The organism is Gimesia aquarii (genome assembly GCF_007748175.1).
Taxonomy (GTDB): Bacteria; Planctomycetota; Planctomycetia; order Planctomycetales; family Planctomycetaceae; genus Gimesia; species Gimesia aquarii_A.
On record NZ_CP037422.1, the window covers coordinates 1,340,402 to 1,361,805 of the forward strand.

Sequence of the window (21,404 nt, forward strand, 5' to 3'; positions counted from 1 at the left end):
TCGGAATGAGTGAAAGCATCTCCTATCAGAGAGTTCAAGCCGCATACCAGCGAGCACGGGCAGAATTACTTTCTGCTCGCACTGACGCCGGTCACTGGGAGGGAGAACTTTCGACTTCCGCGCTTTCAACGGCCACGGCAGTTATGGCACTTGAAATGATTCGCCGTCACCGTCCCGCCGATGATCATTCACTCGACTCCTCTATCAAACAAGGTATTCACTGGATCGCCACACACCAAAATGAAGATGGCGGCTGGGGCGATACCGTTAAAAGCTTCAGCAATATTTCCACCAGTATGCTCTGTCACGCAGTATTTCATGCAACCGGCAATACAGAGAAGTTTGCTACAGTTGTCGTCAACGCGAAACAATACATCGATCGCATTGGCGGTGTCGAGGCAGTCGTTGCCCGCTATGGCAAAGACAAAACATTTTCTGTGCCCATCCTCACACATTGTGCACTCGCAGGACTCGTCGATTGGAAAACCATCCCTGCCCTGCCCTTTGAATTGTCCTGTCTGCCTGCCAATTTTTACAAAACAGTTCGTTTGCCCGTTGTCAGCTATGCGCTGCCGGCGCTCATCGCCATTGGTCAGGTGAGACACCATTTCCAAAAACCCAAAAATCCGATCACACGTATCATCCGAAATCTATCGATTCAGAAAAGCCTCAAGAAGCTGATTTCGATTCAACCCACGAATGGCGGTTTTCTGGAAGCGGCCCCGCTCACCAGTTTTGTCACGATGAGTCTGGCGGGAATGGGTCTCGTCGATCACCCGGTTGTTAAGAAGGGACTGGAATTTTTACTCGCTTCCGCCAGACCGGATGGCAGTTGGCCCATCGATACCAATCTGGCGACCTGGACGACCACTCTTTCCGTGAATGCCATTCGGGGAACTCTCTCCGAATTTGAAAAAACCCCCATTCGTCAATGGTTATTACAACAGCAATATCAGGAATTGCATCCTTACACTTCCGCTGAACCGGGCGGCTGGGCGTGGACCGATCTACCGGGGGGTGTGCCTGACGCCGACGATACTCCCGGGGCCATTCTGGCATTATTGAATCTAAAACCAGAAGAATCTGAAAACGAACACACACCGGAAGTCAGACTCGCCTTACGTAATGGCGTCCAATGGCTGCTTGATTTGCAAAACAGTAATGGGGGCTGGCCGACCTTCTGTCGTGGTTGGGGAACGCTTCCTTTCGATCAGAGTGCGGCCGACATTTCGGCGCATGTCATTCGTGCGTTGCAAGCCTGGCTGCAAACAGAGCCAGATGATGCGGACATTCCATTGCGGAACCGCGCCGAGCGCGCCATCCAACATTCGTTTCGTTATCTGGCATCTGTACAACGCGCCGATGGTTCCTGGCTGCCGCTCTGGTTTGGAAATCAGCACATCAAGAATGACGAAAATCCGGTTTACGGCACCGCGCGCGTGTTAGCCGCTTATGCATCGCAGGAGATGTCTGAGTCCGCACAGGCGGAACAAGCCATCAAATTTTTGAAAAGCGTACAAAATGACGATGGTGGATGGGGCGGTGATGCTGGAGCCCCTTCCAGCGTCGAAGAAACCGCCTTAGCAGTTGACACTTTACTGTCGTTGGGCCTCGATCATGACAATCCGAACATCACTTCAGGCCTGAATTGGCTGTTGCAACAGGTGGAAACAAACGGTTTTACTGAATCCACGCCGATTGGCTTTTACTTTGCTAAATTATGGTATTTCGAACAACTTTATCCAATTATCTTTACTGTTTCCGCCCTGCATCGGGCAGAAATGGTTTTAAAAAAATATACTGATGACAATTTAAGATTGTCGCTTGCGGAAGAGGATTACCCTATAATGAGTACCGAGAACCAATAGGTCCCACCTGATCCCCAAGCACACTTTCAGGCAAACTTTTATTCAATAACTTAATCATCGCTCGGCTGAGTTACTTACTATAGAGGAGTGTTCCGTGTCCATCGCGCCTTTAGACCAGGAAAATTCTGAAGATAATATCGTCCCTGGCTCAGCGAAGCCTACGCAAGACGCTTCCGAAGAAAAGAAACCGGTCAAAAGAAAACGAAAACGTCAGAGTACCAGTCACTTAAAAGCGGTTCCGGAAACACTCGCCCTGCGTGAAGAGATGAAAGCGGAAGCGGAAAAGTACGTTGAACATCTCGACTGTTCCAACCCCTTTACCAAAGCGACACTGGAAGCCTGGTCGCGGGAACTGCTGGATCAAATGGGACAGCCTGAAAAGTTCCTGGGCTTCATGATGGTCTTGATCGGAAACTTTTTCTGGAAACGACAGTTTCTGGCGATCCCGTTTGAGCGACGCCTATTGCTGCTGCCACATTGTTTGAAACATGCCGAAGGTTGTCCCGCGGAATACGACGAGTTCGGCTTGGACTGCGAAAAATGTGGTGCCTGTTCAATTGCCGATTATAAAGTCAAAGCTGAAAAGCTGGGCTACAAGGTGCTCGTTGCTGAAGGCTCCCCCGTAGTGCTCAAAATCATCGTCGGCGGTTATGTCGATGGAATTTTAGGAGTCGCCTGCCTGAACGTCCTGGAAAAATCGATCGATAAAGTTCTGATCGCCGGTGTGCCCTCCTATGCAATTCCCCTCCATTCCGGCGACTGTAAAAATACAAAAATGGACGAACCCTGGATCTGGGAAGTACTCGAAGAGTATCGCCCCCTCGAAGAGCCGCTCACCAGAAGTTATCTGCCGACGATGCGGGCTTCCAACGCGCTCTTTGAAGAGAACTTTGACGAGATTCTGCCTCCCCGCCGCACAAAAACGGAACAGGCGGCACAAACTCCGCTGGGGAAAACGGAAGCCATCGCCTACGACTGGCTGAAACATGGTGGCAAACGATTCCGCCCCTTCATTACCCTGGCAGCCTATAATGCTCTGAACAAAAACCAGACATCCACAACAGACACGGATCAACCAGAACAGAGTTACCCGCTCGGCGTGCAAAAGGCGGCCATGGCCATCGAAGTTTTTCACAAAGCCTCTCTCATTCACGATGATATCGAAGACGACGACCAATACCGCTACGGCCAGGAAACATTACATCGGCAACATGGCACCGGCATGGCCATTAACATTGGTGACTACTTAATTGGCATCGGCTATCGTCTGTTAAATGAAGCCCGTGCCGACATCGGTGCCGAAGCCGCCTCCGACTTAGTCGAAAAGATGGCAGCCGCTCACATCAAACTATGTGAAGGTCAAGGCGCAGAAATGTCCTGGCAGGACAGCCAGTCCTTTGAACTGGCGCCGCTCGACGCCTTACAGATCTACGCCCTCAAGACGTCCCCCGCCTTCGAGGCCGCCCTGTATGCGGGAATTCGGATGACCGGTTCCGTGGGAGAGTATGAAGAATTAATCTCTTCGTTCTCAAGACATATCGGCGTTGGCTTTCAGATTCTGAATGATCTCAAAGACTGGCAGGGCGATGACAATAACAAACTCATCACCGGCCAGGACGCACTGGCAATGCGACCCACACTACTACTGGCGCTGGCTCTGCAAACCGCAGACGACCATCAAAAAACCGACCTCAAAGACATTCTGCTCGGCAATCCCTCCGATGGCCTGCGCATCGGTCGCTTACGCAAAATATACCAGGACTGCGACGTCTTCACAAAAGCGGAAGCACTTGTCGACAAATCCCGGGCACGCGCCGAAGAACTGGCAGAAAGCGTTGACAACGAAGATTTCAAACAATTATTGAAATTCTTCTGCGAAACCGTCCTGGCCGAAGAAACTCCAGAAGCAAAACCAGAGCCCAACGTGCTCATGCCCCTCGCCAAGTAAGCTGGAAAACAGCTTAAATAACGGGTAAGCCCGAATACAATTCGGACCAATCAAAGCGAGCTGGAATCTGACAGAGGCACAGAACTATGAATGTAAAATCCTTGTTCTGTTCTCACGCCGTTTATCTCCCCGACAACATTGCGGCGGGAGTGTTGCACCGGTTATAAAAGAAGACGGAATTAATTAAATTTGGCTGCCGGACCAATCTGATTTATCATATCCCGTAGCTCGAACATTTTAAAAAAAATGACCATACAGGGTATGGAAATCCCTGAATTCAATTAATAAAAAATCAGGACATCATGCAACATTTCATTTCTCAGTTTCTAGTAGCTGTAATTACCGTCTGCCTCTTTGCCCCCTCGTCTGTTTCTTCCAGGGAACCACTTGCTCGCGACTCCCTTGTCTTCAGCGAAAAAGAGGGGATTGTTTCCGTCGAAGCGGAGCACTATTTCAAGCAGACGCAACACGACGTTCGCGCATTTTATTTGACACACTCCAGGCAGACACCCGACCTCACTCCAGATGGTGATTCGCCGCACGTTGCCGGGGCAAGTGGCGGAGCCTATCTGGAAATCTTGCCGGATACGCGCCGAACTCATAGCGACAAATTGATCAAACAAAAAAACTTTTCACCTGAACCCGGTAAAATGGCTGTGCTTCATTACAAAGTGCATTTCAAAACGCCAGGGCGGTATTATGTCTGGGCGCGTGCTTATTCTACAGGCACGGAAGATAACGGCCTGCACGTTGGTATCGACGGAACGTGGCCCGCCAGTGGGCAAAGATTGCAGTGGTGTCAGGGAAAACGATCGTGGTGGTGGGAAAGCAGGCAGCGTACGAAAACAGAACACTGCGGCGAACCCTACAAGGTATTCCTGGACATTCAAAAGGCGGGTACGCATCTGATCCAATTTTCGATGCGAGAAGACGGCTTCGAGTTTGATAAGTGGTTGATGACAACCGACCGAAACTTGAAACGTCCGCAGGGAAAAGGGCCTTCTTCGGTTGTCCATCAAGGAACGTTGCCCAAACCGTTTCCGTATGTGAATGCAAAGCGAAGTCAGCGTGTCACTATTAACAAGGAACCTGGCACCAGTCCCACAAAATCCACCAGTTCCCAACCGCTTCAAATGCCGCGTCAGCCGAACGGCGATGGCAACGCTACGATCAGTGGCGAACTCAGGCAGTGGCACAAGGTCACACTATCTTTGGCTGGGCCTTATGCTCACGAAAAAGACAACGCGCCGAATCCATTTACCGATTATCGAATGACTGTTTTGTTGACGCACTCCAGCGGAACCAGCTACACAATTCCCGGTTATTTCGCTGCAGATGGCAACGCAGGCGAGAGTTCCGCAGAAGCAGGAACGGTTTGGAGAGCCCATTTCGCTCCGGATCAAACAGGTTTGTGGAAATATCAGATTTCATTCTCGTCTGGCAAGAACGCAGCGCTGGACGCGAAGGTCGCTACGAAAAATCTCGCACCCTATGACGGTGTGTCCGGGCAATTTGAAGTGGCAGCCAGCGACAAGGAGGGGAAAGACTTTCGAGCGCATGGACGGCTGCAGTATGTTGGCAAGCACTACCTGCAACACGCCGGCTCGAAACAGTACTTTTTGAAAGTTGGCGCAGATGCACCCGAAACATTGCTCGCTTACAAAGACTTCGATAATACAATCGCCGGTAAACCAAAAGGAGTCCCGTTGAAAACGTGGGGGCCGCATGTGAAGGATTGGAAGGATGGCGATCCGACCTGGAAAAATGACAAGGGCAAGGGGCTGATTGGTGCGATCAATTACTTGTCTGGTAAGGGTTGCAATGCATTTTCGTTTCTGACGTACAACGCAGGCGGCGATGGCGACAATGTCTGGCCCTTTATCCATCGCGACGACAAGCTGCATTACGACTGTTCGAAACTTGACCAATGGGGTATGGTATTTGACCACGGAACCAACCTGGGCATGTATCTCCATTTCAAGATGCAGGAAACCGAAAACGATGACCATCAAACGAAAGGGAACAAGCGAGTACCCGAAAGTCTGGACGGTGGCAATCTCGGCGTGCAGCGAAAACTTTATTGTCGCGAGTTGATCGCCCGTTTTGGTCACAACCTGGCGTTGAATTGGAACCTTGGTGAGGAAAACACTCAAACGACAGCACAACAGCAGGCGATGATTGATTACATCGCCGACCTGGACGCTTACAATCACAATATTGTCGTTCACACTTTTCCAGGGCAACAAGATCAGGTCTATCGGTCACTCATTGGAAAAAAGTCGAAGCTGACGGGTGTGTCACTGCAAAACAGCGAATTGGAAACCACACATGCTCAAACAGTGAAATGGGTTCGCGAGTCAGCCAAAGCCGGCAAGCCGTGGGTCGTCGCCTTTGATGAATCGGGGAGTGCCGCTCACGCTCAATGCCCCGACCTCGGCTACAACGGATTCGATGGACGCGACCGCGAAGGCAAGATGATTTATACGCAGCACAAAGTCCGCAAACAAACCTTGTGGGCCGTACTGATGGCGGGGGGAGCAGGCAACGAATACTACTTCGGCTATAAATTTGACCAGAACGATCTCAAGTGCGAAGACTGGCGCAGTCGCGATCAAAGCTGGGACTACTGCCGCATCGCGATCAACTTCTTTCACGAGCATCACATCCCATTCTGGACGATGACAAACGCCGATGAACTGGTTGGAAATCCAAATCATAGCGTATCGCGATTCTGCTTCGCCTCGCAGGGAAACCTCTACCTGGTTTACCTTCCACAAGGCGGAACCACGAAACTGGATCTGTCTGATGCGAAGGGCGATTTTAACGTCAAGTGGTTTAATCCTCGTGCTGGCGGCGACTTAACAACAGGTTCAGTGAAATCAATTACTGGTGGAGGGAAAGTCAACCTGGGATCACCTCCTGTGGATCCAAAAGAGGACTGGCTAATCGTAGTTCGCAAAAACAGTAAATGATGTGGTTTAAAAAGAGAAAAAAGAGTGTCATAGGCGAGAATCAATTTCGCAAGTAAAATTGTTGTTTCTGATCGTCGAATAAAAAAACTGACACCTTCAACCGTCAAGGTGAGTGCGAATGTAATTCGACAAAGAATTGAAATTCTTCTGCGAAACCGTCCTGGCCGAAGAAACCCCCGAAGAAAAACCAGAGCCCAACGTGCTCATGCCACAACCGATTGGTTAGTCGATTTGACTTTTTTAAAACGGCGTGATCAGTATTACGGCTAAAGGTACACACGGGAAATGCGAGATCGCCAGTGATGAATAATGGATCTGATATTTGGTTCCTGACACCTTTTCCTTCCCAAATCGAGCGCTTTATGGAAACCATCGTCAAACTGGCCAACGGCCGCGAATTCGAACAACAGAAACAGATCGTGACCACGATTCGCGTGTTTCCACATCAGGAATCACGACCACTGGGACCGGCTGCGAATTGAGTTTTTCTGAACCACGAAAAACTCGAACAGCACGAAAATGATCTGATTGAATCGCTCTAAATGGAATTCGGAATAGTTCCATGGTGTAACTAAGCATGGCAGAAATGCTTGGGTTTCTTTTTTTGCTTATCTCTTCTAGCTTTGAGAATAGCAAGAAAGAACAATAAGATAATCTTCGTGCGAATACAAAGTAAGTGTGGTATTATATATGGAACTTCAGAAGTCAGCATTATCTAGCGTGTAAGACAATAAAGGCCTCAATTATTATGATGTCGATAGTAAAGAAAGGGAAATATGTTATTGACGCTTACTTAGGGGCTAGACTTAGTTCCGTACTACGTTGGGTGTTTAAATTATTAATATTATTTTTTCCAATTGTAATCATAATCTTCATGACTCTGGTCACCCTTGCGAAAATCCATCTCTTAGGACAGACGCATGAGGAATTTCAACGTTTTAATCTTTCTAATGAGAGATCCATTGTTATCTATTGTGAGCATGAATGGATTTATGAACCGCCAGGATATGTTTATTATGACGTCGTTGAAAATGGAAAAACTCTTGTATCAAAACGTGTCTTTCAGGGGGTTGGGCCACAACATGCCCCGTTTGAAAAATTTAAAATGGTGTCAGCAGACGATGGGGATCTTGTTGCTATTATCTTTGTTTCTAATGTCGTGATAATGCACGACTTTCGTACAAATCGCAGTTGGCCTGGTAACTACGAGCGGAGAGATAATTCGGAAGACTATTTATTAGCCAAAGATTTCATCATGGAGTTTAAAGCAAAAGGAAAGATACTTCATTGTGATGCTATTATAAGATATCCTAAAAAACGCCTTCATTCGACCGATCGATAGTGGTTTGTCAGACATGAGTGGGTTGTATATGAGGGTTTAGAGGGATATCAGTTGAAAGCCCGAATGTCAGATCAAAAAGGACAGAATTATTCTCTATTTGATCTTTATTTCTCTGTGGAATATTTGGGACAAAGAAACGATAAGCAATGGAAGGCACTCAATGCTCAGTGGAAAGCCGGTTGGTTAGATGTCGACACATTTGCAGTTTCGAACGATAAGTTCGGAACTCGTGTTTGGCAATATAGAGAGGATAATTCCTTTGCCGAACTACCACAGCCGATTGATTCCCAACTTGAAGAGCGGGTTATGTCTCTACAAAGTTCACCATGGCGGAGACCTCCTGCCTTAGATATCATCAGAAAAGTAAAAGAAATGGGGTTGAAGAAATGTAAAGACGGAAATTGAGGGCCTTTTCTGATTCGTCGTTGGGTTGTTACGGATTGACTTTTTCAACGGTATTGCTGCGAATTGAACTTTTTTGAACCACGAAATTCACGAACAGCGCGAAAGACAGTGACGCTGCCGAGAGCCTCATATCGCCCAACGAGTAACGCATCATGTAGCGACTGTCTTGAAAATCAAGCTGTAATTATATTTTGTCGGCGAAACTTTTGTGTTTTGTTTTTAAGTTTGGAGACGCTGGATAGCTGCGGTCGAAGACATGGGTTCGACCCTACGTGTTCCCAAGTATCATTCTGGATTGTCAAGTCTGTTGCCAGTCGCACCCATTGAACTGTCTACCCGCAGGATTTCGTGAGTTTCGTGTATTTCGTGGTAGTATGATTCTTTTTATTAAGACGAGAGTCAATCAAAAAGGATCGATTCAACAGTGGTTGACACAGCGTTTTGATGCTCTTTTTGCACTTCCAGATTTTCAGTTAGGGCCGCACGTCTCTATTGTTTATGATTCCCGGTTGATTGTGCTCGGCAGATTCTTTTGTCAGTTTCTGGTAGGTGGTTTCTTCTGCTTCGTCAGACAGGTTTTTGATGTCGTTCGAGATCAAAAACCTGCGAAATGCTGTCTTTCTGAGTTTGCCGTTCTGTGCTGTTTTCTTGTGATTTGAAAGGTGAAGCTAATTATGTTCGTCTATTCTTTGATTGAACGTGTGCTTGCTTTGTTGTGCCAGTCTTATCATGTGGATCGGCTCACTGCGGTCGAGAGAAACTTATGCGCCTTAATGTCTCAGAAGTGGTACAAAATTGTGATTTGTTTTCCCTTGCGGCTTCGGAAAGCGTGCTCAAAAGGAGTGACTCGATACGAGACATGGGGAACTGGTTCCCGCTCATCAGGTGAAAATCTGGAAAAAACAGCTCGTATTCAGGTGAAGAAACTGAAGTTATACGTGATCTTTCGTCATCAGAAAAAAACGCCTCGCGCGCGAGCCAAACCACGGAGTTTCGGGAAGGGCGGGGCTGTGTCAAGCTTAGAAAGATCACTAAACAAAGAGAGCCAAAGTGAGCTACATAAAGTCACGAGCCTGTCAAGTGCGTCTGTTTTTCTGCGGATTATTGTGGAAAGCGTTAAGCGGCAGAACGAGTTTCTGACAGTGTCTTTTTATGAGTGTTCGCGGCATGCTGCTGACATTGCTGAATCACATCGGCCACGAACTGTCTGGCGGTCAGGTGTTCTTTCAGGTAGCTGGAGACTTTTGTAAGTCGTGAAGAGAAGTAATAAGGGCGCAGATGATAACGGAGCGGAGTGGCTTCGTTGATGACGCGCATGGTTTGTTGGTAGTTGGTGGGATCGATGATCGGTTCTGATTTTTCGCTGCATGAGAAGAGCATCTGCAGGTTGGGATCTTCTTTACTGCCGAACTGTTGTTCCAGTTTGAACCCACAACTCTCTGCCAACATTTTGAGGCTGGAAGGAGTGAAGTTATGAATGTGAGCATAGTGAAACATTTTGCTGCGACGGGCGAAGGGGGCTGCGATGTTCGGACACTCGACATAAAATTGCCCCGTGTCGGAGAGCATACTGCGAATGTATTCCAGGGCCCTTCGGGGTGAATTAAAATGCTCAATGACATGCACCAGAAGTACCAGTTCGCGACTGTGATCGCGCGGTTGCTCAAACAGATCGCCACGGACGACATCGGTGAGCAACTTCTGCTGAGAATAGTTTTGAAAGCCTTCACCCGGCTCGATTCCACTGGCACGATGGCCATTCAATTCGAAGACTTTAACAGTACAACCAATGCCGGCACCAACCTCAAAGACTTCAGCGTTTGAATTAATATGTGGTTGCAATTGATTGAAAATTCGTTCGCCATTTTTCCAGGCCCGCATCACGCGGCGCTCTGAAGGGGTTAATTCGCCATGATAACTCTGTCGGTATTCTGTGGCATAATAGCGTGCGAGTTCTTCGTCGGTCGGAATTTGTCCATGTGCAACAAGTCCGCATGTTTTACAAATAACCGACTCCAAAGGATTCCCGTGACGATCTCGATTTCCGATTTTTTCAAACTTGGTACCTGAGCAAAGATCGCACTGCTTATGTTCCATTTGTTTCACCACTTTTTAATACCTGACTTTGAGGAAGTTTTGCCACTTTTTTGTCTGAAAAACAAGTTAGCCGTAGTTGAACGGAACTAAACGGCGTGAACCCTAATCTCAGAGGGAAATCAGGTCAAGATGAATCACTAGAAGGCGTTTTCTGAACAGAGCTTAGCGATTAATGAGACGTATCATTCAGGGACTATGATTCTTCATCTTTGAGATTTGAAGGCCCTGACTAAAATAGACTCAACAAGGACTTGGTGCATTGTGTTTCTCAAGCAAGGCATGTACTCTAGTGACGGTTTTCCTGCCTAGAAAGCCAGTCTGAATTTAACCTCAAATAAGCCTTCAAGCTAAAAGTATACAAAGAGTTAGGAGATTCCATGTCAACGGGCAGTATCAAAAGGCTCCTCGTCGCCAATCGTAGTGAAATCGCGATCCGTATTTTTCGAAGTACCCATGAATTGGGAATTCGAACTGTTGGCATCTATACTCACGAAGATCGCTATGCTCTGCACCGCACGAAAGCAGATGAAGCTTATCAGATCGGGAAGCCTGGTCATCCAGTGAAATCGTATCTGGATATTGATGCGATTATTACTTTGGCGAAACAGAAAAAGATTGATGCAATCCATCCCGGTTATGGATTCTTATCGGAAAATGCCGAGTTCGCTCAAGCATGTGCTGATGCCGGAATTATTTTTGTCGGTCCCCGTGTCGAAACTTTACAACAACTGGGCGATAAAATTTCTGCCCGTAAGATTGCTGACAAAGCAGGTGTTCCCGTTCTGGGGGGAAGTGGCGAAGCAATTACCGATGCCGCCTCAGGTCGAAAGACGGCACAGAGTATCGGTTTCCCCATTATTCTGAAAGCCGCCCATGGTGGCGGTGGTCGCGGAATGCGTGTGGTTCAGGACGAAAAGGAGTTTGATGCTGCTTTCGAGCAGGCACGTAGCGAATCTCTGGCTGCCTTCGGTAGTCCTGATGTCTTTGTGGAAAAATTCATCTCCCGTGCACGTCACATCGAAGTGCAGTTATTAGGGGATAAGCATGGTAATCTCGTGCATCTTTATGAACGTGATTGTTCGGTTCAAAGACGCCACCAGAAAGTGGTGGAAATTGCACCTGCTCCCAACATTGATCCCGACGTCAGAAAGGCACTTTGTGATGCCGCTTTGAAGATTGGTCAAAGTGTGGATTATGAATGTGCAGGAACGGTGGAATTTCTGCTGGATGCCGACACGAATGAATTCTACTTCATCGAAGTGAATCCGCGAATTCAGGTTGAGCATACGGTGACTGAAGAAGTGACCGGGATTGATATTGTGAAATCACAGATTTTGATCGCACAGGGGACGCCTCTCGCAGATCCTGAGATCAAAATTAATTCACAGGAAGAAATTGAGACGAATGGATTTGCGATTCAATGTCGTGTGACAACTGAAGATCCCACAAACAATTTCATGCCCGACTACGGGCGAGTTGCGCATTATCGGTCTGCCAGCGGTATGGGCGTGCGTCTGGATGCAGGAACGGCGTTCTCGGGAGCGATGGTATTTCCTTATTATGATTCGCTGCTAGTGAAAGTTACGATTTGGGCACGGACATTTAAAGTGGCCAGTGCGCGCATCGAACGTTGCTTGCAGGAATTTCGAATTCGCGGTGTGAAAACGAATATCCCCTTCGTTTTGAAGCTGATAACGCATCCGACATTTATCAACGGAGATTGTTATACGCGTTTTATTGATGAGACACCGGAACTGTTTGATTTTCCTCAGCGGCATGACCGTGCTACGAAACTTTTGACATATCTGGCAGAAACAATCGTCAATGGCAATCCATTGGTTAAGGATCGTCCTAAAGCGAAGCGTCGTAAAGCAGCTCCGATTCCTGCTTACAACAAGAAACAGGCGTCGCCTCCTGATGGCATGAAACAGAAATTACAGGAACTGGGAGCAGAGAAATTCAGTAAGTGGATTCTGGAACAAAAGCCGCTGCTGTTGACAGATACTTCCTTCCGCGATGCACATCAATCATTGTATGCGACCCGGTTTCGTACGCACGATATGCTGCAGATTGCAGATGTCTACGCACATAATTGCCCGGAATTGTTCTCGCTGGAAATGTGGGGTGGTGCTACATTTGATACCTCTATGCGATTTCTGAAAGAAAGTCCGTGGCAACGCCTGGCGGAGATGCGAACCCGGGTGCCCAATATTTTGTTTCAAATGTTGATCCGTGCGTCGAGTGCCGTCGGTTATACCAACTATCCAGACAACGTCGTACGTGCGTTTGTGAAAGAAGCTGCCGCTGCAGGCATTGATGTGTTCCGCGTGTTTGACGCGTTGAACTGGGTTCCCAACATGAAAGTCGCCATGGAAGAGGTCCAGAAGAGCGGCGCCATCTGCGAGGCCAGTATTTGTTACACCGGCGATATTTTAGATTCATCCAAGACGAAGTATGATTTGAAATACTACGTTAACATGGCCAAAGAACTGGAAAACATGGGCGCGCATATTCTTGCCATTAAAGATATGGCCGGACTTTGCAAACCTTATGCGGCGCAATTACTGGTCAAAACATTGAAAGAAGAAATCGGCATTCCCATCCACTTCCATACACATGATACAGGTGGTGGTCAGGCTGCTTCGATTTTGAAAGCAGCAGAAGCGGGCCTGGATATTGCCGATGGCGCTGTCCCCTCCATGTCAGGAGGAACTTCACAGCCAAATCTCAATACGGTGATTGAAGCGCAGCGATTCTCAGACCATCAGCCAACTGTTGATGTGCATCAACTGGATGAAATTTCTGAGTACTGGCGCGCCACTCGGAACTTCTATTCTGCATTCGAAAGTCCCGTACTTCCTGCGGGCGCGAATTTATACGAACATCAAATGCCCGGTGGTCAATATACAAACCTCTTGCAACAGGCCCAGTCTCTGGGATTGGGTGATCGCTGGTCTGAAGTCTGCCATATTTATGCGGAAGTGAATCAGCTTTTGGGTGATATTGTCAAAGTGACCCCCACTTCCAAAGCCGTTGGTGATATGGCGTTGTTCCTGGTTGCCAATGATCTGAGTTGCGATGATGTTGTAAGTGGTGATCGTGACCTGGCATTTCCAGAGTCTGTGCTTGACCTCGTGAGTGGCCGCATGGGGCAGACTCCTGGCGGTTTCCCTGAAGAAGTCCAGAAGCAGATTCTACGCGGCGAAAAGCCCTTAACCGAACGACCGGGAAGTATTCTGCCTCCGGCTGATTTTGAAGAAGCGGCTAAAGAGGTGCAGAAATTTGTGAATCATACTCCCACCGACCAGGATGTTATTTCCTTTCTGCTGTACCCGAAAGTGTTCGAAGATTTTATGAAGCATCAGGAAGCCTATTTTGATACGAGTGGCTTGCCTACCTATGCGTTCTTTGACGGAATGGAACCGGAAGAAGAAATCATGGTTGATATCGCGCCTGGGAAAACGTTGATCCTCAAATTTTTGGCTGTCGGCAAACCACAGACCGACGGTTGCCGTACTGTCTTTTTTGAATTGAATGGTCAGCCACGCGAAGTGATCATTGTCGATAAATCTTTGAAACCGCAAGATGAATCGAGACGCAGAGCAGATCAATCCGATCCAAAACAAATCGGAGCAACAATGCCGGGAGTCGTTGTTTCGCTGGCGGTCAAAGTTGGTAGTAAGGTTAAAGCCGGCGATCAATTATTGATGCTGGAAGCAATGAAAATGCAAACCAGTGTTATTTCTGAACAGGATGGAGAGGTCAGTCAGATTCTGGTTGAACCTGGTACACAAGTGGAGTCTGGTGACTTATTGATCATGTTAGACTAAATTCTCGGTTATACATGTAAAGTAAACCCCTCCATCGCGATCTTGATTGGAAGACATGTGAGAGTATTTTGAGCAGGTATTTCCCTCATCATGTTGCAATTGATTTAAAGACTTTTAGCCTATTTATCCTAAATATACCATCGTTCCGCAAAGCAGTTTCTTCTCTCTAGAAACAGGTCACATTTTGCGTTTAGAGACGAGAGAAATTCAATGCTGGCTTAAATCTTCGCCGATAGATTAGTTAGCAGGTCATCCATCTCAGGCCTTGGTTTAACGATCATCTTCTGTAAACCATGTATTAGAACAGTATTACTTGGGTCATCTTCTATCAAGCATTCGGAGTACGTGGCGAATGAGTGGAGCGAGTCAGTCGGTTAATCCCCCCCATTTTGTTATCTCTAGTGAGGGAGAGATCCTGGGAGAAGATACGCCCGAAAATCAGGAACTAGTTCGACGAGTGGTCGCTTGTGTAAATGCCTGTGATGGAATTACCACAGAAGAACTTGAAAACGGCATAATTAACGACATGCGGAATGCCATTGCTCAGGCCGCTCCTTTACTGCAGGAACGGAGTCAGATGACGGAACTGCTGCAGAGAGAAATACGAACTGAACTCGCTTCCCGGAAAAAAAATAGCTAGTTCAGATTTCTCTCACCGAGAATTCAATTTGAGTTTCGCCTGATAAATCCACTAATACGAACTTTTATTTTTCCTGTCGAACGATGACCCGCAGGTAAATTGAGACCAATCATTAATAGACCATCCTCTTTTGGTACATATTCTACTTTGTTACCAATCTTAAATGGTCTGCTCATTTTGGGTTTCCCTTTTTCTTTGGAAACCACAATTCCCATCAGAGCGCCAGCAGGAATTCCTTTCGCCAGTTCTTTCATCGGCGTTTCATCTGGTAAGCCCTCGACACCTACTTTGAGATCGGTAATAAAGTTATAGGTTCCGGTAGCTTGAATGCGAACGGTTTTCCCTTTCGCGAGGAATCCGGCAGGGGTACTCCAGTTACGAGAAGCATCGATATCAAAATCAGATGAATTGGATGTCATCAGCTTTTCGTTAAGCTGCTTGATCATTTCTTTTACACCAGGTACATCCTTTTTGATTGTGAGAATCGACTCTAGCATCTTACGTGAACTCTCGTAGTCTCCTGCATCAGAATATTTCTTGGCGATGTCGGCAGACTGCCTGATAAATGCATCCCGAACTTTATCTGCCTGCAAATTGAGTTGCTTCACATTTATTTTTTTGGAAGAAGATTGTGCATAGGAGGCTTGAGCTGTAACGAACATTACAATCAAACTCCCTATGACGAAACATGAAGTTCGGCAGATATTTTTATATTTTAACACGTTACTCTTCCCTTGCTCACTCAGAATAATTTTTGTACCAGAGTCTATTATGGTCGGCGAGTCATACGATTTACAAACAGATTTTTGCTTTCAGACTTGCTTGCAGGCAAATCGATAACAGGTTTAACCGGGTGGCCAACTCATCGCACGACCCCCTAATAAATGCAGATGCAGATGATCAACTGTTTGGCCTCCTTCTGTGCCGGTATTGACGATCATACGATATCCATTTTCGAGTCCGAGTATCTTTGCTACCTCTCCGACAGTTAGTATCAAATGACCAACCAGTTCCTGGTCCTCAGATTTCAGATGAGCCATCGAAGGAATTTCCCGTTTGGGAATCACAAGCACATGCGTGGGAGCCTGTGGGTTCACATCCTTAAATGCCAAACATAATTCGTCTTCATAAATGATTTCGGCTGGAATTTCCTGATCGATAATTTTCTTGAAAATTGTTTTCTCACCAGTCATTTAACCCACATCCTTTCTGTTTCATTCGACGCTTTTTTGAATTTCTACAAGAAAAACAAGTAAAAAGAGCGTCTCGTTTACCAATCGGTTTATGACGTCGTGACGATCAACTGGCTTCGATTATAGCGAATGCCGATTTGATTCACATCAGCAATAAGCTTCCATATTAGATCAATGATTTCCCTCGTTTCATTTCGAAGTAGTCATCAAACTCAGCGCAAGAACGTCAGCGCATTTTAAATATGGGTATGACTACTCTTGTATGAAACACTACGCAAAAAGTTGTTTATATACGCCGTAGCTACCTGCCACTAAGAGGCCCAGACAAGACAGGAACAACAGCAGATCCCAAAGACGGCCTGGCATCAGACGCGCGTCTATTTTTGTAAAACGCAAGTAGAGGGCTGCGATTCCCAGCATCGGCAGCATAATGGCCTGCATTGTTCCGGCAATTAAGACCAGCCTGACCGGGTTGGCTCCCGTTAAAAATACAGTCAGACAAAGCAGAGGTAAGAGTAAAGACATCAGCTTGACACAGTTTTGAACGGCGTTCGGTTTGCGATCGTCGACCACACTAAAAAAGCGTAGTCCATCTGAGAAAATGCGGGCATTCGCCGCATTCGCAACCAGAAATGTCGAGTAGAGTACTGCGATCGCGCCTACTAAAAATAGCCACTTTGCGTATTCTCCAAAAACCGGTACATACGCTTCCGCCAGCGTACTGACCATTCGCATTCCATCAGGATCTAAGCCTTCCTTATGCAGGACGGCAACCCCCATTAAAAAAAACGCCAATGTTGCAAATGTGTAAATACACATTGAAGCAAAGGCGTCTATTTTCATCACACGCATCCAGCCTTTGGCCCGTAGTGCCCAGCTCTCATCTTCAGAATGCGGGCCGGTAAATCGAGCATATCCTTTTTCCAGACACCAGTACGGATAAGCAATTAATTCTGTCGCACCGACACCAATAATCCCAAACGCGGCGAGCGCTGTCAGTAGCGGGTTCATACCATTGGTGGCTTCAGGAATTCCAAAAGAGAGACCACGGATAATCTCTTCTGTTGAGATAGTCCAGACTTCAGAAGTCTGTAAAGAAATGACGTTCCCAATCGTGATAAATGTAAACGAAACGACTAACACTGTTGATAAATTCTCGATCAGATTATAGCGACCATAATACAACAAAAATGAGGTCAATATGGCAATCACTCCTGCCCAGATCTTATCGTCCCAGGTTTGAGGTTCGATCAATGACTGTCCTGTTTGATCCACCAGTTTTTCCTGTTTGCGAATTTTTTGTAGAATGAGTTCGCCTTGCGCCTCAAGTCGTTCGATGCGTTTTTTGAGCTTCGCGTGGCCGCGTAGATATCGCTCCCGTTGATCGGGATTCATCGAGGCCATGGGACTCTGATCGTCTTTTAGTTCTTCTTCGATCTTCAGATAGTGCACAAACTCTTTTTCTGAAGGAACCTGAATCGCTTTGAGATAATCTCCCTGAATCGGCAGTGTCAGAGCTAAAGCCTGACCAACTCCTCCCACGATTCCTCCCAGTTGCCCGATCGTGCAGATGCTCATGACCAACCAGAACCAGAGGATCCAGTTTGGGGCAAGTCGATGCTGATCTCGTGAAAATCCCAAACGGGGGCCAGGTACATGGTTTAAAGCGGATAACGTCGTCTCCCCTCGAGAAATAGAATAGCGCCCGAGCTCAATCTGCACAAACACTTTGATCAGGCAGCCGACGATGATTAACCAGAGAAGAGTGATACCTGCTTGTGCACCCGTTTTTGTGGTAGCGATTAATTCCCCGGAACCCACGATGCTGCCGGCAATAATCAGCCCTGGTCCTAAGCGTTTTACAATCCCCCAAAAGTCAGTGGGAGCATTGATGATGTCGTTATTATTGGAACCATTGGATGTATCGAGCGCTTTATTCTCCTGTTGAGATTCCATCGTACTCCTACTTCACCTTTGACTTCGACAGATGGGGTGATGTCGAAACACTACTCAGAGCCAGAAGAATTCAAACGGTATGAACTTTCATTTGAGTTGTTTTTCTGCAACTTCAATCGCTTTGAGTAACCCCTTTGCCTTGTTAAGAGTTTCATAATATTCTGTTTCTGGAACACTGTCTGCAACAATCCCGGCGCCGGCCTGAACATAGGCCTTTGATCCCTGCATTACTAATGTTCGAAGTGCAATACACGTATCCATGTTCCCGGTAAAATCGAGATAGCCGACAGCTCCTGCATAAGGACCACGTCGGTGTGGTTCAAATTCATCAATAATTTCCATCGCCCGTACTTTCGGAGCGCCCGATACCGTTCCCGCGGGCAGTCCTGCTCTTAAAGCATCCAGTGCGGATCGTTCTTTTGTCAACTTGCCAGTCACATTGGATGTTATATGCATGACATGGCTATAACGCTCGACGACCATCACGTCAGATAACTCCACCGATCCAAATTCACTCACGCGGCCCACATCATTTCTTGCCAGATCAATCAGCATCACATGTTCGGCTCGCTCCTTTGGATCTGCCAGTAATTCTTCTGCCAGACGTTTGTCTTCGGCTTCCGTCGTTCCCCGTTTTCTCGTACCGGCTAAAGGGCGAACTGTGGTGAGACGATCTTCCACGCGCACCATAATTTCAGGCGAACTGCCGACCAGATCGACTTCGGGAGTTTTCAGCAGGAACATAAATGGACTGGGATTGACCACTCTTAAACTACGATAGATGTCAAGTGGCGTTGCTGAGGTTTCCAGATTGAGACGTTGGCTCAATACGACCTGAAAGATATCGCCGGCTACAATGTATTCCTTACAGGCATCGACGGCTGCTTCAAATTTCTCTTGAGTAAAATTTGATTTCCAGGTTAAGTCAGGTTCGGTATGAGTATCGACGCTGATGTCAGCCATTTTTAAAACAGAGGAATCACCATTTTGAAAACGTTCGCATGTTTGATCAATGCGCTGACAGGCGGCCTGATAAGCGGCTTGTAGATCATTCTCGTCTAACCCTGGCTCGACGTGAGCGTGCGCGACAACTAAAACGGTTTTATTGATTTGATCAAAGACCACCATGTGGTCATACAAGGCAAAGGAAAGGTCGGGTAGTTGACGATCATTCTTTGGAGCGTTGGGTAGATTCTCTGAATAACGCACGACATCATAGCCGGCATATCCAACAGCACCACCACAAAAACGTGGCAGTGAAGGAAGCTCGGCAGCCTGATATTGTGAAAGGATGGTTTCCAGTTCATGTAATGGATCATCGACGGTTCGTTCTTCTGTTTGTCCGTCCTGCTGTATCACCAAGCGCTTTTCATAAGCGTCTACCATCAAAAATGGATTCGCTCCCAGAAAACTGTAGCGACTGATTTGTTCTCCCCCGACAACACTCTCAAAGAGAAAGGAATATGGTCCCTTTTCCAGCAATTGGTAGGCACTCACTGGTGTCAGAGTATCCCCTGTTAACTGTCGATAGACGGGAACCAGGTTGGCCTTACTCGAAAGCTGCTTAAATGCTTCAAAATCTGGAACGTATTTCATGGACTCTCTTAATTGGTCTGTCTGAGGATGAACAAGCATCCCGGTTTTAATCCTTTGTGGTGGACTCTCTTATGAACATTTCCGATCTTTGAGACAAGCTGCGAGGAGCCGCAGTTCTCAAAAATTTCAAAAATGTTCGGTTTCGACTTTATCTTACCTCGATTTCCTTTTGAACTTTCCCGTATTTGCGATTTTGATTCGGAGATGTGCAATGGTATTCAAGGCGTCTATTGCATAAAATGGAACAGGGTTTTTAATCTTACAAAGCTTTCAATCATAGCTTTCAATGAGATCAAAGTAGATTAGGCTTTGTTTTCAATGGCTAAGTGAGTATGTTATTCCTTTCCCGAGTCTACACCGTTTGGGAAAGAATGTCACGTAAGCGAGAATTCAGGGATAGAGACTATTTCTAACCGATTAAATTGATATAAATTGGGGTTAATAAAGGAGAAGCAGGGTGAATTTGGACGCGTTCACTCGCACAAGTGGTGAATGGTTGAGAGGAATCGGTCCCGACTCGGATATCGTCATGTCCAGTCGGATTCGACTCGCCAGAAACCTTACGCAATTCCCTTTTATTAATCGCTGTACAGAATCAACACTGGGCGAGATCGAACAACTCGTGCGTCCTATTATCACCTCACTTCCTATGGATGTAAAACTGTCGTATCTGGATGTGAACCAACTTTGTAGTTTGGATCGGCAGTTCATTGTGGAACGACAGCTTATCAGCCGTGAACATGCAGAGCGTTCGGGGCCTCGAGGCGTAGGTCTAGATAGTGAAGAAAACATCGGCATCATGGTCAACGAAGAAGACCATCTCCGACTCCAGGTATTGCGAAGTGGGTTTTCTTTGAACGAATGCTGGGAGACCATTAATCAGATCGATGACCTGTTGGAGCAGGAAGTGACCTATGCCTTCAGTGAAGAATTTGGTTATTTGACAGCCTGCCCTACAAACGTCGGAACTGGAATACGCGTGAGCGTCATGTTGCATCTGCCTGCATTAGTGATCACAAAGGAAATCCAAAAAGTATTTCAGGCGCTACAGAAAATTAATTTAGCCGTTCGTGGTCTGTATGGTGAAGGCAGCCAGGCGATGGGCGATTTTTACCAAATATCCAATCAAGTCACTTTAGGACAAACCGAACGTCAGTTGATCGATAGTATTAAAGAGGTTGTTCCGAATATCATTTCGTATGAAAGACGTGTCAGGAATTCATTAATTAAAGAAAATCGCCAGGGGCTGCATGATCAGGTCTCTCGTGCTTATGGTATTTTGAGTACCGCGCAAACCATCAGCTCAGAAGAAACAATGCATCTGCTTTCCAGCGTGAGAATGGGTGTGAATCTGGGATTGATTGAAGAGTTACCCATCTCAACTGTCAATGAAATGTTTATCTTTACACAGCCCGCACATCTACAGAAATTGCAGGGAGGAGAGTTGGAATCGAGCGAACGTAACGCTGCGCGCGCTAATTATCTCCGCCATCGGATAAACGACTCCAACGGTTCTAATTAAGTGATCCTGCAAACTGTTAGAAGTAGCTTGGTTAT

14 protein-coding genes are annotated in these 21,404 nt (G+C 46.8%); 9 read left to right on the plus strand and 5 right to left on the minus strand.

From position 1 onward, the window contains the following. The first annotated feature begins 5 nt into the window (after positions 1 to 5). The 6 genes from V202x_RS05490 to V202x_RS05515 all read left to right on the plus strand — a co-directional run bounded on the left by V202x_RS05490 (position 6) and on the right by V202x_RS05515 (position 8,535). Positions 6 to 1,868, plus strand: a complete 1,863-nt coding sequence (locus tag V202x_RS05490; protein ID WP_145171959.1) for a prenyltransferase/squalene oxidase repeat-containing protein — start codon at positions 6 to 8, stop codon at positions 1,866 to 1,868. Between the two features lie 94 nt (positions 1,869 to 1,962). Continuing rightward, positions 1,963 to 3,816, plus strand: coding sequence for a polyprenyl synthetase family protein (locus V202x_RS05495; RefSeq protein ID WP_145171961.1), 1,854 nt, complete (start codon positions 1,963 to 1,965; stop codon positions 3,814 to 3,816). A gap of 302 nt (positions 3,817 to 4,118) precedes the next feature. Further along, the gene (locus tag V202x_RS05500) at positions 4,119 to 6,788 is read left to right on the plus strand and encodes a DUF5060 domain-containing protein (RefSeq protein WP_145171963.1); all 2,670 of its coding nucleotides are present in this window, start codon (positions 4,119 to 4,121) and stop codon (positions 6,786 to 6,788) included. A gap of 302 nt (positions 6,789 to 7,090) precedes the next feature. Beyond that, a complete protein-coding gene (locus V202x_RS05505; protein WP_145171965.1) occupies positions 7,091 to 7,270 on the plus strand; it encodes a hypothetical protein in 180 nt (59 codons plus the stop codon). A gap of 266 nt (positions 7,271 to 7,536) precedes the next feature. Beyond that, on the plus strand, positions 7,537 to 8,130 hold the full coding sequence (locus V202x_RS05510) for a hypothetical protein (protein ID WP_145171967.1): 594 nt from the start codon (positions 7,537 to 7,539) through the stop codon (positions 8,128 to 8,130). A gap of 63 nt (positions 8,131 to 8,193) precedes the next feature. Continuing rightward, complete coding sequence (locus V202x_RS05515) at positions 8,194 to 8,535, plus strand: hypothetical protein (protein WP_145171969.1); 342 nt, start codon at positions 8,194 to 8,196, stop codon at positions 8,533 to 8,535. Between the two features lie 1,116 nt (positions 8,536 to 9,651). On the opposite strand, the gene V202x_RS05520 is transcribed toward V202x_RS05515, so the two are convergent. After that, positions 9,652 to 10,632, minus strand: coding sequence for a class I SAM-dependent methyltransferase (locus V202x_RS05520; RefSeq protein WP_145171971.1), 981 nt, complete (start codon positions 10,630 to 10,632; stop codon positions 9,652 to 9,654). Positions 10,633 to 11,009: 377 nt separating this feature from the next. Here V202x_RS05520 and V202x_RS05525 point away from each other — a divergent pair, with 377 nt between their 5' ends. Both V202x_RS05525 and V202x_RS05530 read left to right on the plus strand, forming a co-directional pair. Further along, a complete protein-coding gene (locus tag V202x_RS05525) occupies positions 11,010 to 14,462 on the plus strand; it encodes a pyruvate carboxylase (RefSeq protein WP_145171973.1) in 3,453 nt (1,150 codons plus the stop codon). 352 nt (positions 14,463 to 14,814) lie between these two features. Beyond that, positions 14,815 to 15,102 (plus strand): hypothetical protein, encoded by a 288-nt coding sequence (locus V202x_RS05530; RefSeq protein ID WP_145171975.1) that lies wholly within the window; start codon positions 14,815 to 14,817, stop codon positions 15,100 to 15,102. Between the two features lie 23 nt (positions 15,103 to 15,125). Here the strand turns inward: V202x_RS05530 and V202x_RS05535 are convergent, their stop codons facing one another. The 4 genes from V202x_RS05535 to trpE form a co-directional block, all read right to left on the minus strand. Continuing rightward, the gene (locus V202x_RS05535; RefSeq protein WP_145171977.1) at positions 15,126 to 15,764 is read right to left on the minus strand and encodes a hypothetical protein; all 639 of its coding nucleotides are present in this window, start codon (positions 15,762 to 15,764) and stop codon (positions 15,126 to 15,128) included. Between the two features lie 183 nt (positions 15,765 to 15,947). After that, complete coding sequence (locus V202x_RS05540; RefSeq protein ID WP_144983593.1) at positions 15,948 to 16,295, minus strand: histidine triad nucleotide-binding protein; 348 nt, start codon at positions 16,293 to 16,295, stop codon at positions 15,948 to 15,950. Between the two features lie 270 nt (positions 16,296 to 16,565). Then, positions 16,566 to 18,251 (minus strand): Nramp family divalent metal transporter, encoded by a 1,686-nt coding sequence (locus V202x_RS05545; protein WP_145171979.1) that lies wholly within the window; start codon positions 18,249 to 18,251, stop codon positions 16,566 to 16,568. An 87-nt stretch (positions 18,252 to 18,338) separates the two neighbouring features. After that, positions 18,339 to 19,847, minus strand: a complete 1,509-nt coding sequence (gene trpE, locus V202x_RS05550) for an anthranilate synthase component I (protein WP_145180385.1) — start codon at positions 19,845 to 19,847, stop codon at positions 18,339 to 18,341. Between the two features lie 457 nt (positions 19,848 to 20,304). Here trpE and V202x_RS05555 point away from each other — a divergent pair, with 457 nt between their 5' ends. Beyond that, complete coding sequence (locus tag V202x_RS05555; protein WP_144983599.1) at positions 20,305 to 21,369, plus strand: protein arginine kinase; 1,065 nt, start codon at positions 20,305 to 20,307, stop codon at positions 21,367 to 21,369. The last annotated feature ends 35 nt before the right edge of the window (positions 21,370 to 21,404 follow it).

Coding starts and splice junctions, on each gene's coding strand:
- V202x_RS05490 (WP_145171959.1), top strand. CDS start 6: ATGAGTGAAAGCATCTCCTATCAGAGAGTTCAAGCCGCATACCAGCGA.
- V202x_RS05500 (WP_145171963.1), top strand. CDS start 4,119: ATGCAACATTTCATTTCTCAGTTTCTAGTAGCTGTAATTACCGTCTGC.
- V202x_RS05505 (WP_145171965.1), top strand. CDS start 7,091: ATGAATAATGGATCTGATATTTGGTTCCTGACACCTTTTCCTTCCCAA.
- V202x_RS05510 (WP_145171967.1), top strand. CDS start 7,537: ATGATGTCGATAGTAAAGAAAGGGAAATATGTTATTGACGCTTACTTA.
- V202x_RS05515 (WP_145171969.1), top strand. CDS start 8,194: ATGTCAGATCAAAAAGGACAGAATTATTCTCTATTTGATCTTTATTTC.
- V202x_RS05520 (WP_145171971.1), bottom strand. CDS start 10,632: ATGGAACATAAGCAGTGCGATCTTTGCTCAGGTACCAAGTTTGAAAAA.
- V202x_RS05525 (WP_145171973.1), top strand. CDS start 11,010: ATGTCAACGGGCAGTATCAAAAGGCTCCTCGTCGCCAATCGTAGTGAA.
- V202x_RS05530 (WP_145171975.1), top strand. CDS start 14,815: ATGAGTGGAGCGAGTCAGTCGGTTAATCCCCCCCATTTTGTTATCTCT.
- V202x_RS05535 (WP_145171977.1), bottom strand. CDS start 15,764: ATGTTCGTTACAGCTCAAGCCTCCTATGCACAATCTTCTTCCAAAAAA.
- V202x_RS05540 (WP_144983593.1), bottom strand. CDS start 16,295: ATGACTGGTGAGAAAACAATTTTCAAGAAAATTATCGATCAGGAAATT.
- V202x_RS05545 (WP_145171979.1), bottom strand. CDS start 18,251: ATGGAATCTCAACAGGAGAATAAAGCGCTCGATACATCCAATGGTTCC.
- trpE (WP_145180385.1), bottom strand. CDS start 19,847: ATGAAATACGTTCCAGATTTTGAAGCATTTAAGCAGCTTTCGAGTAAG.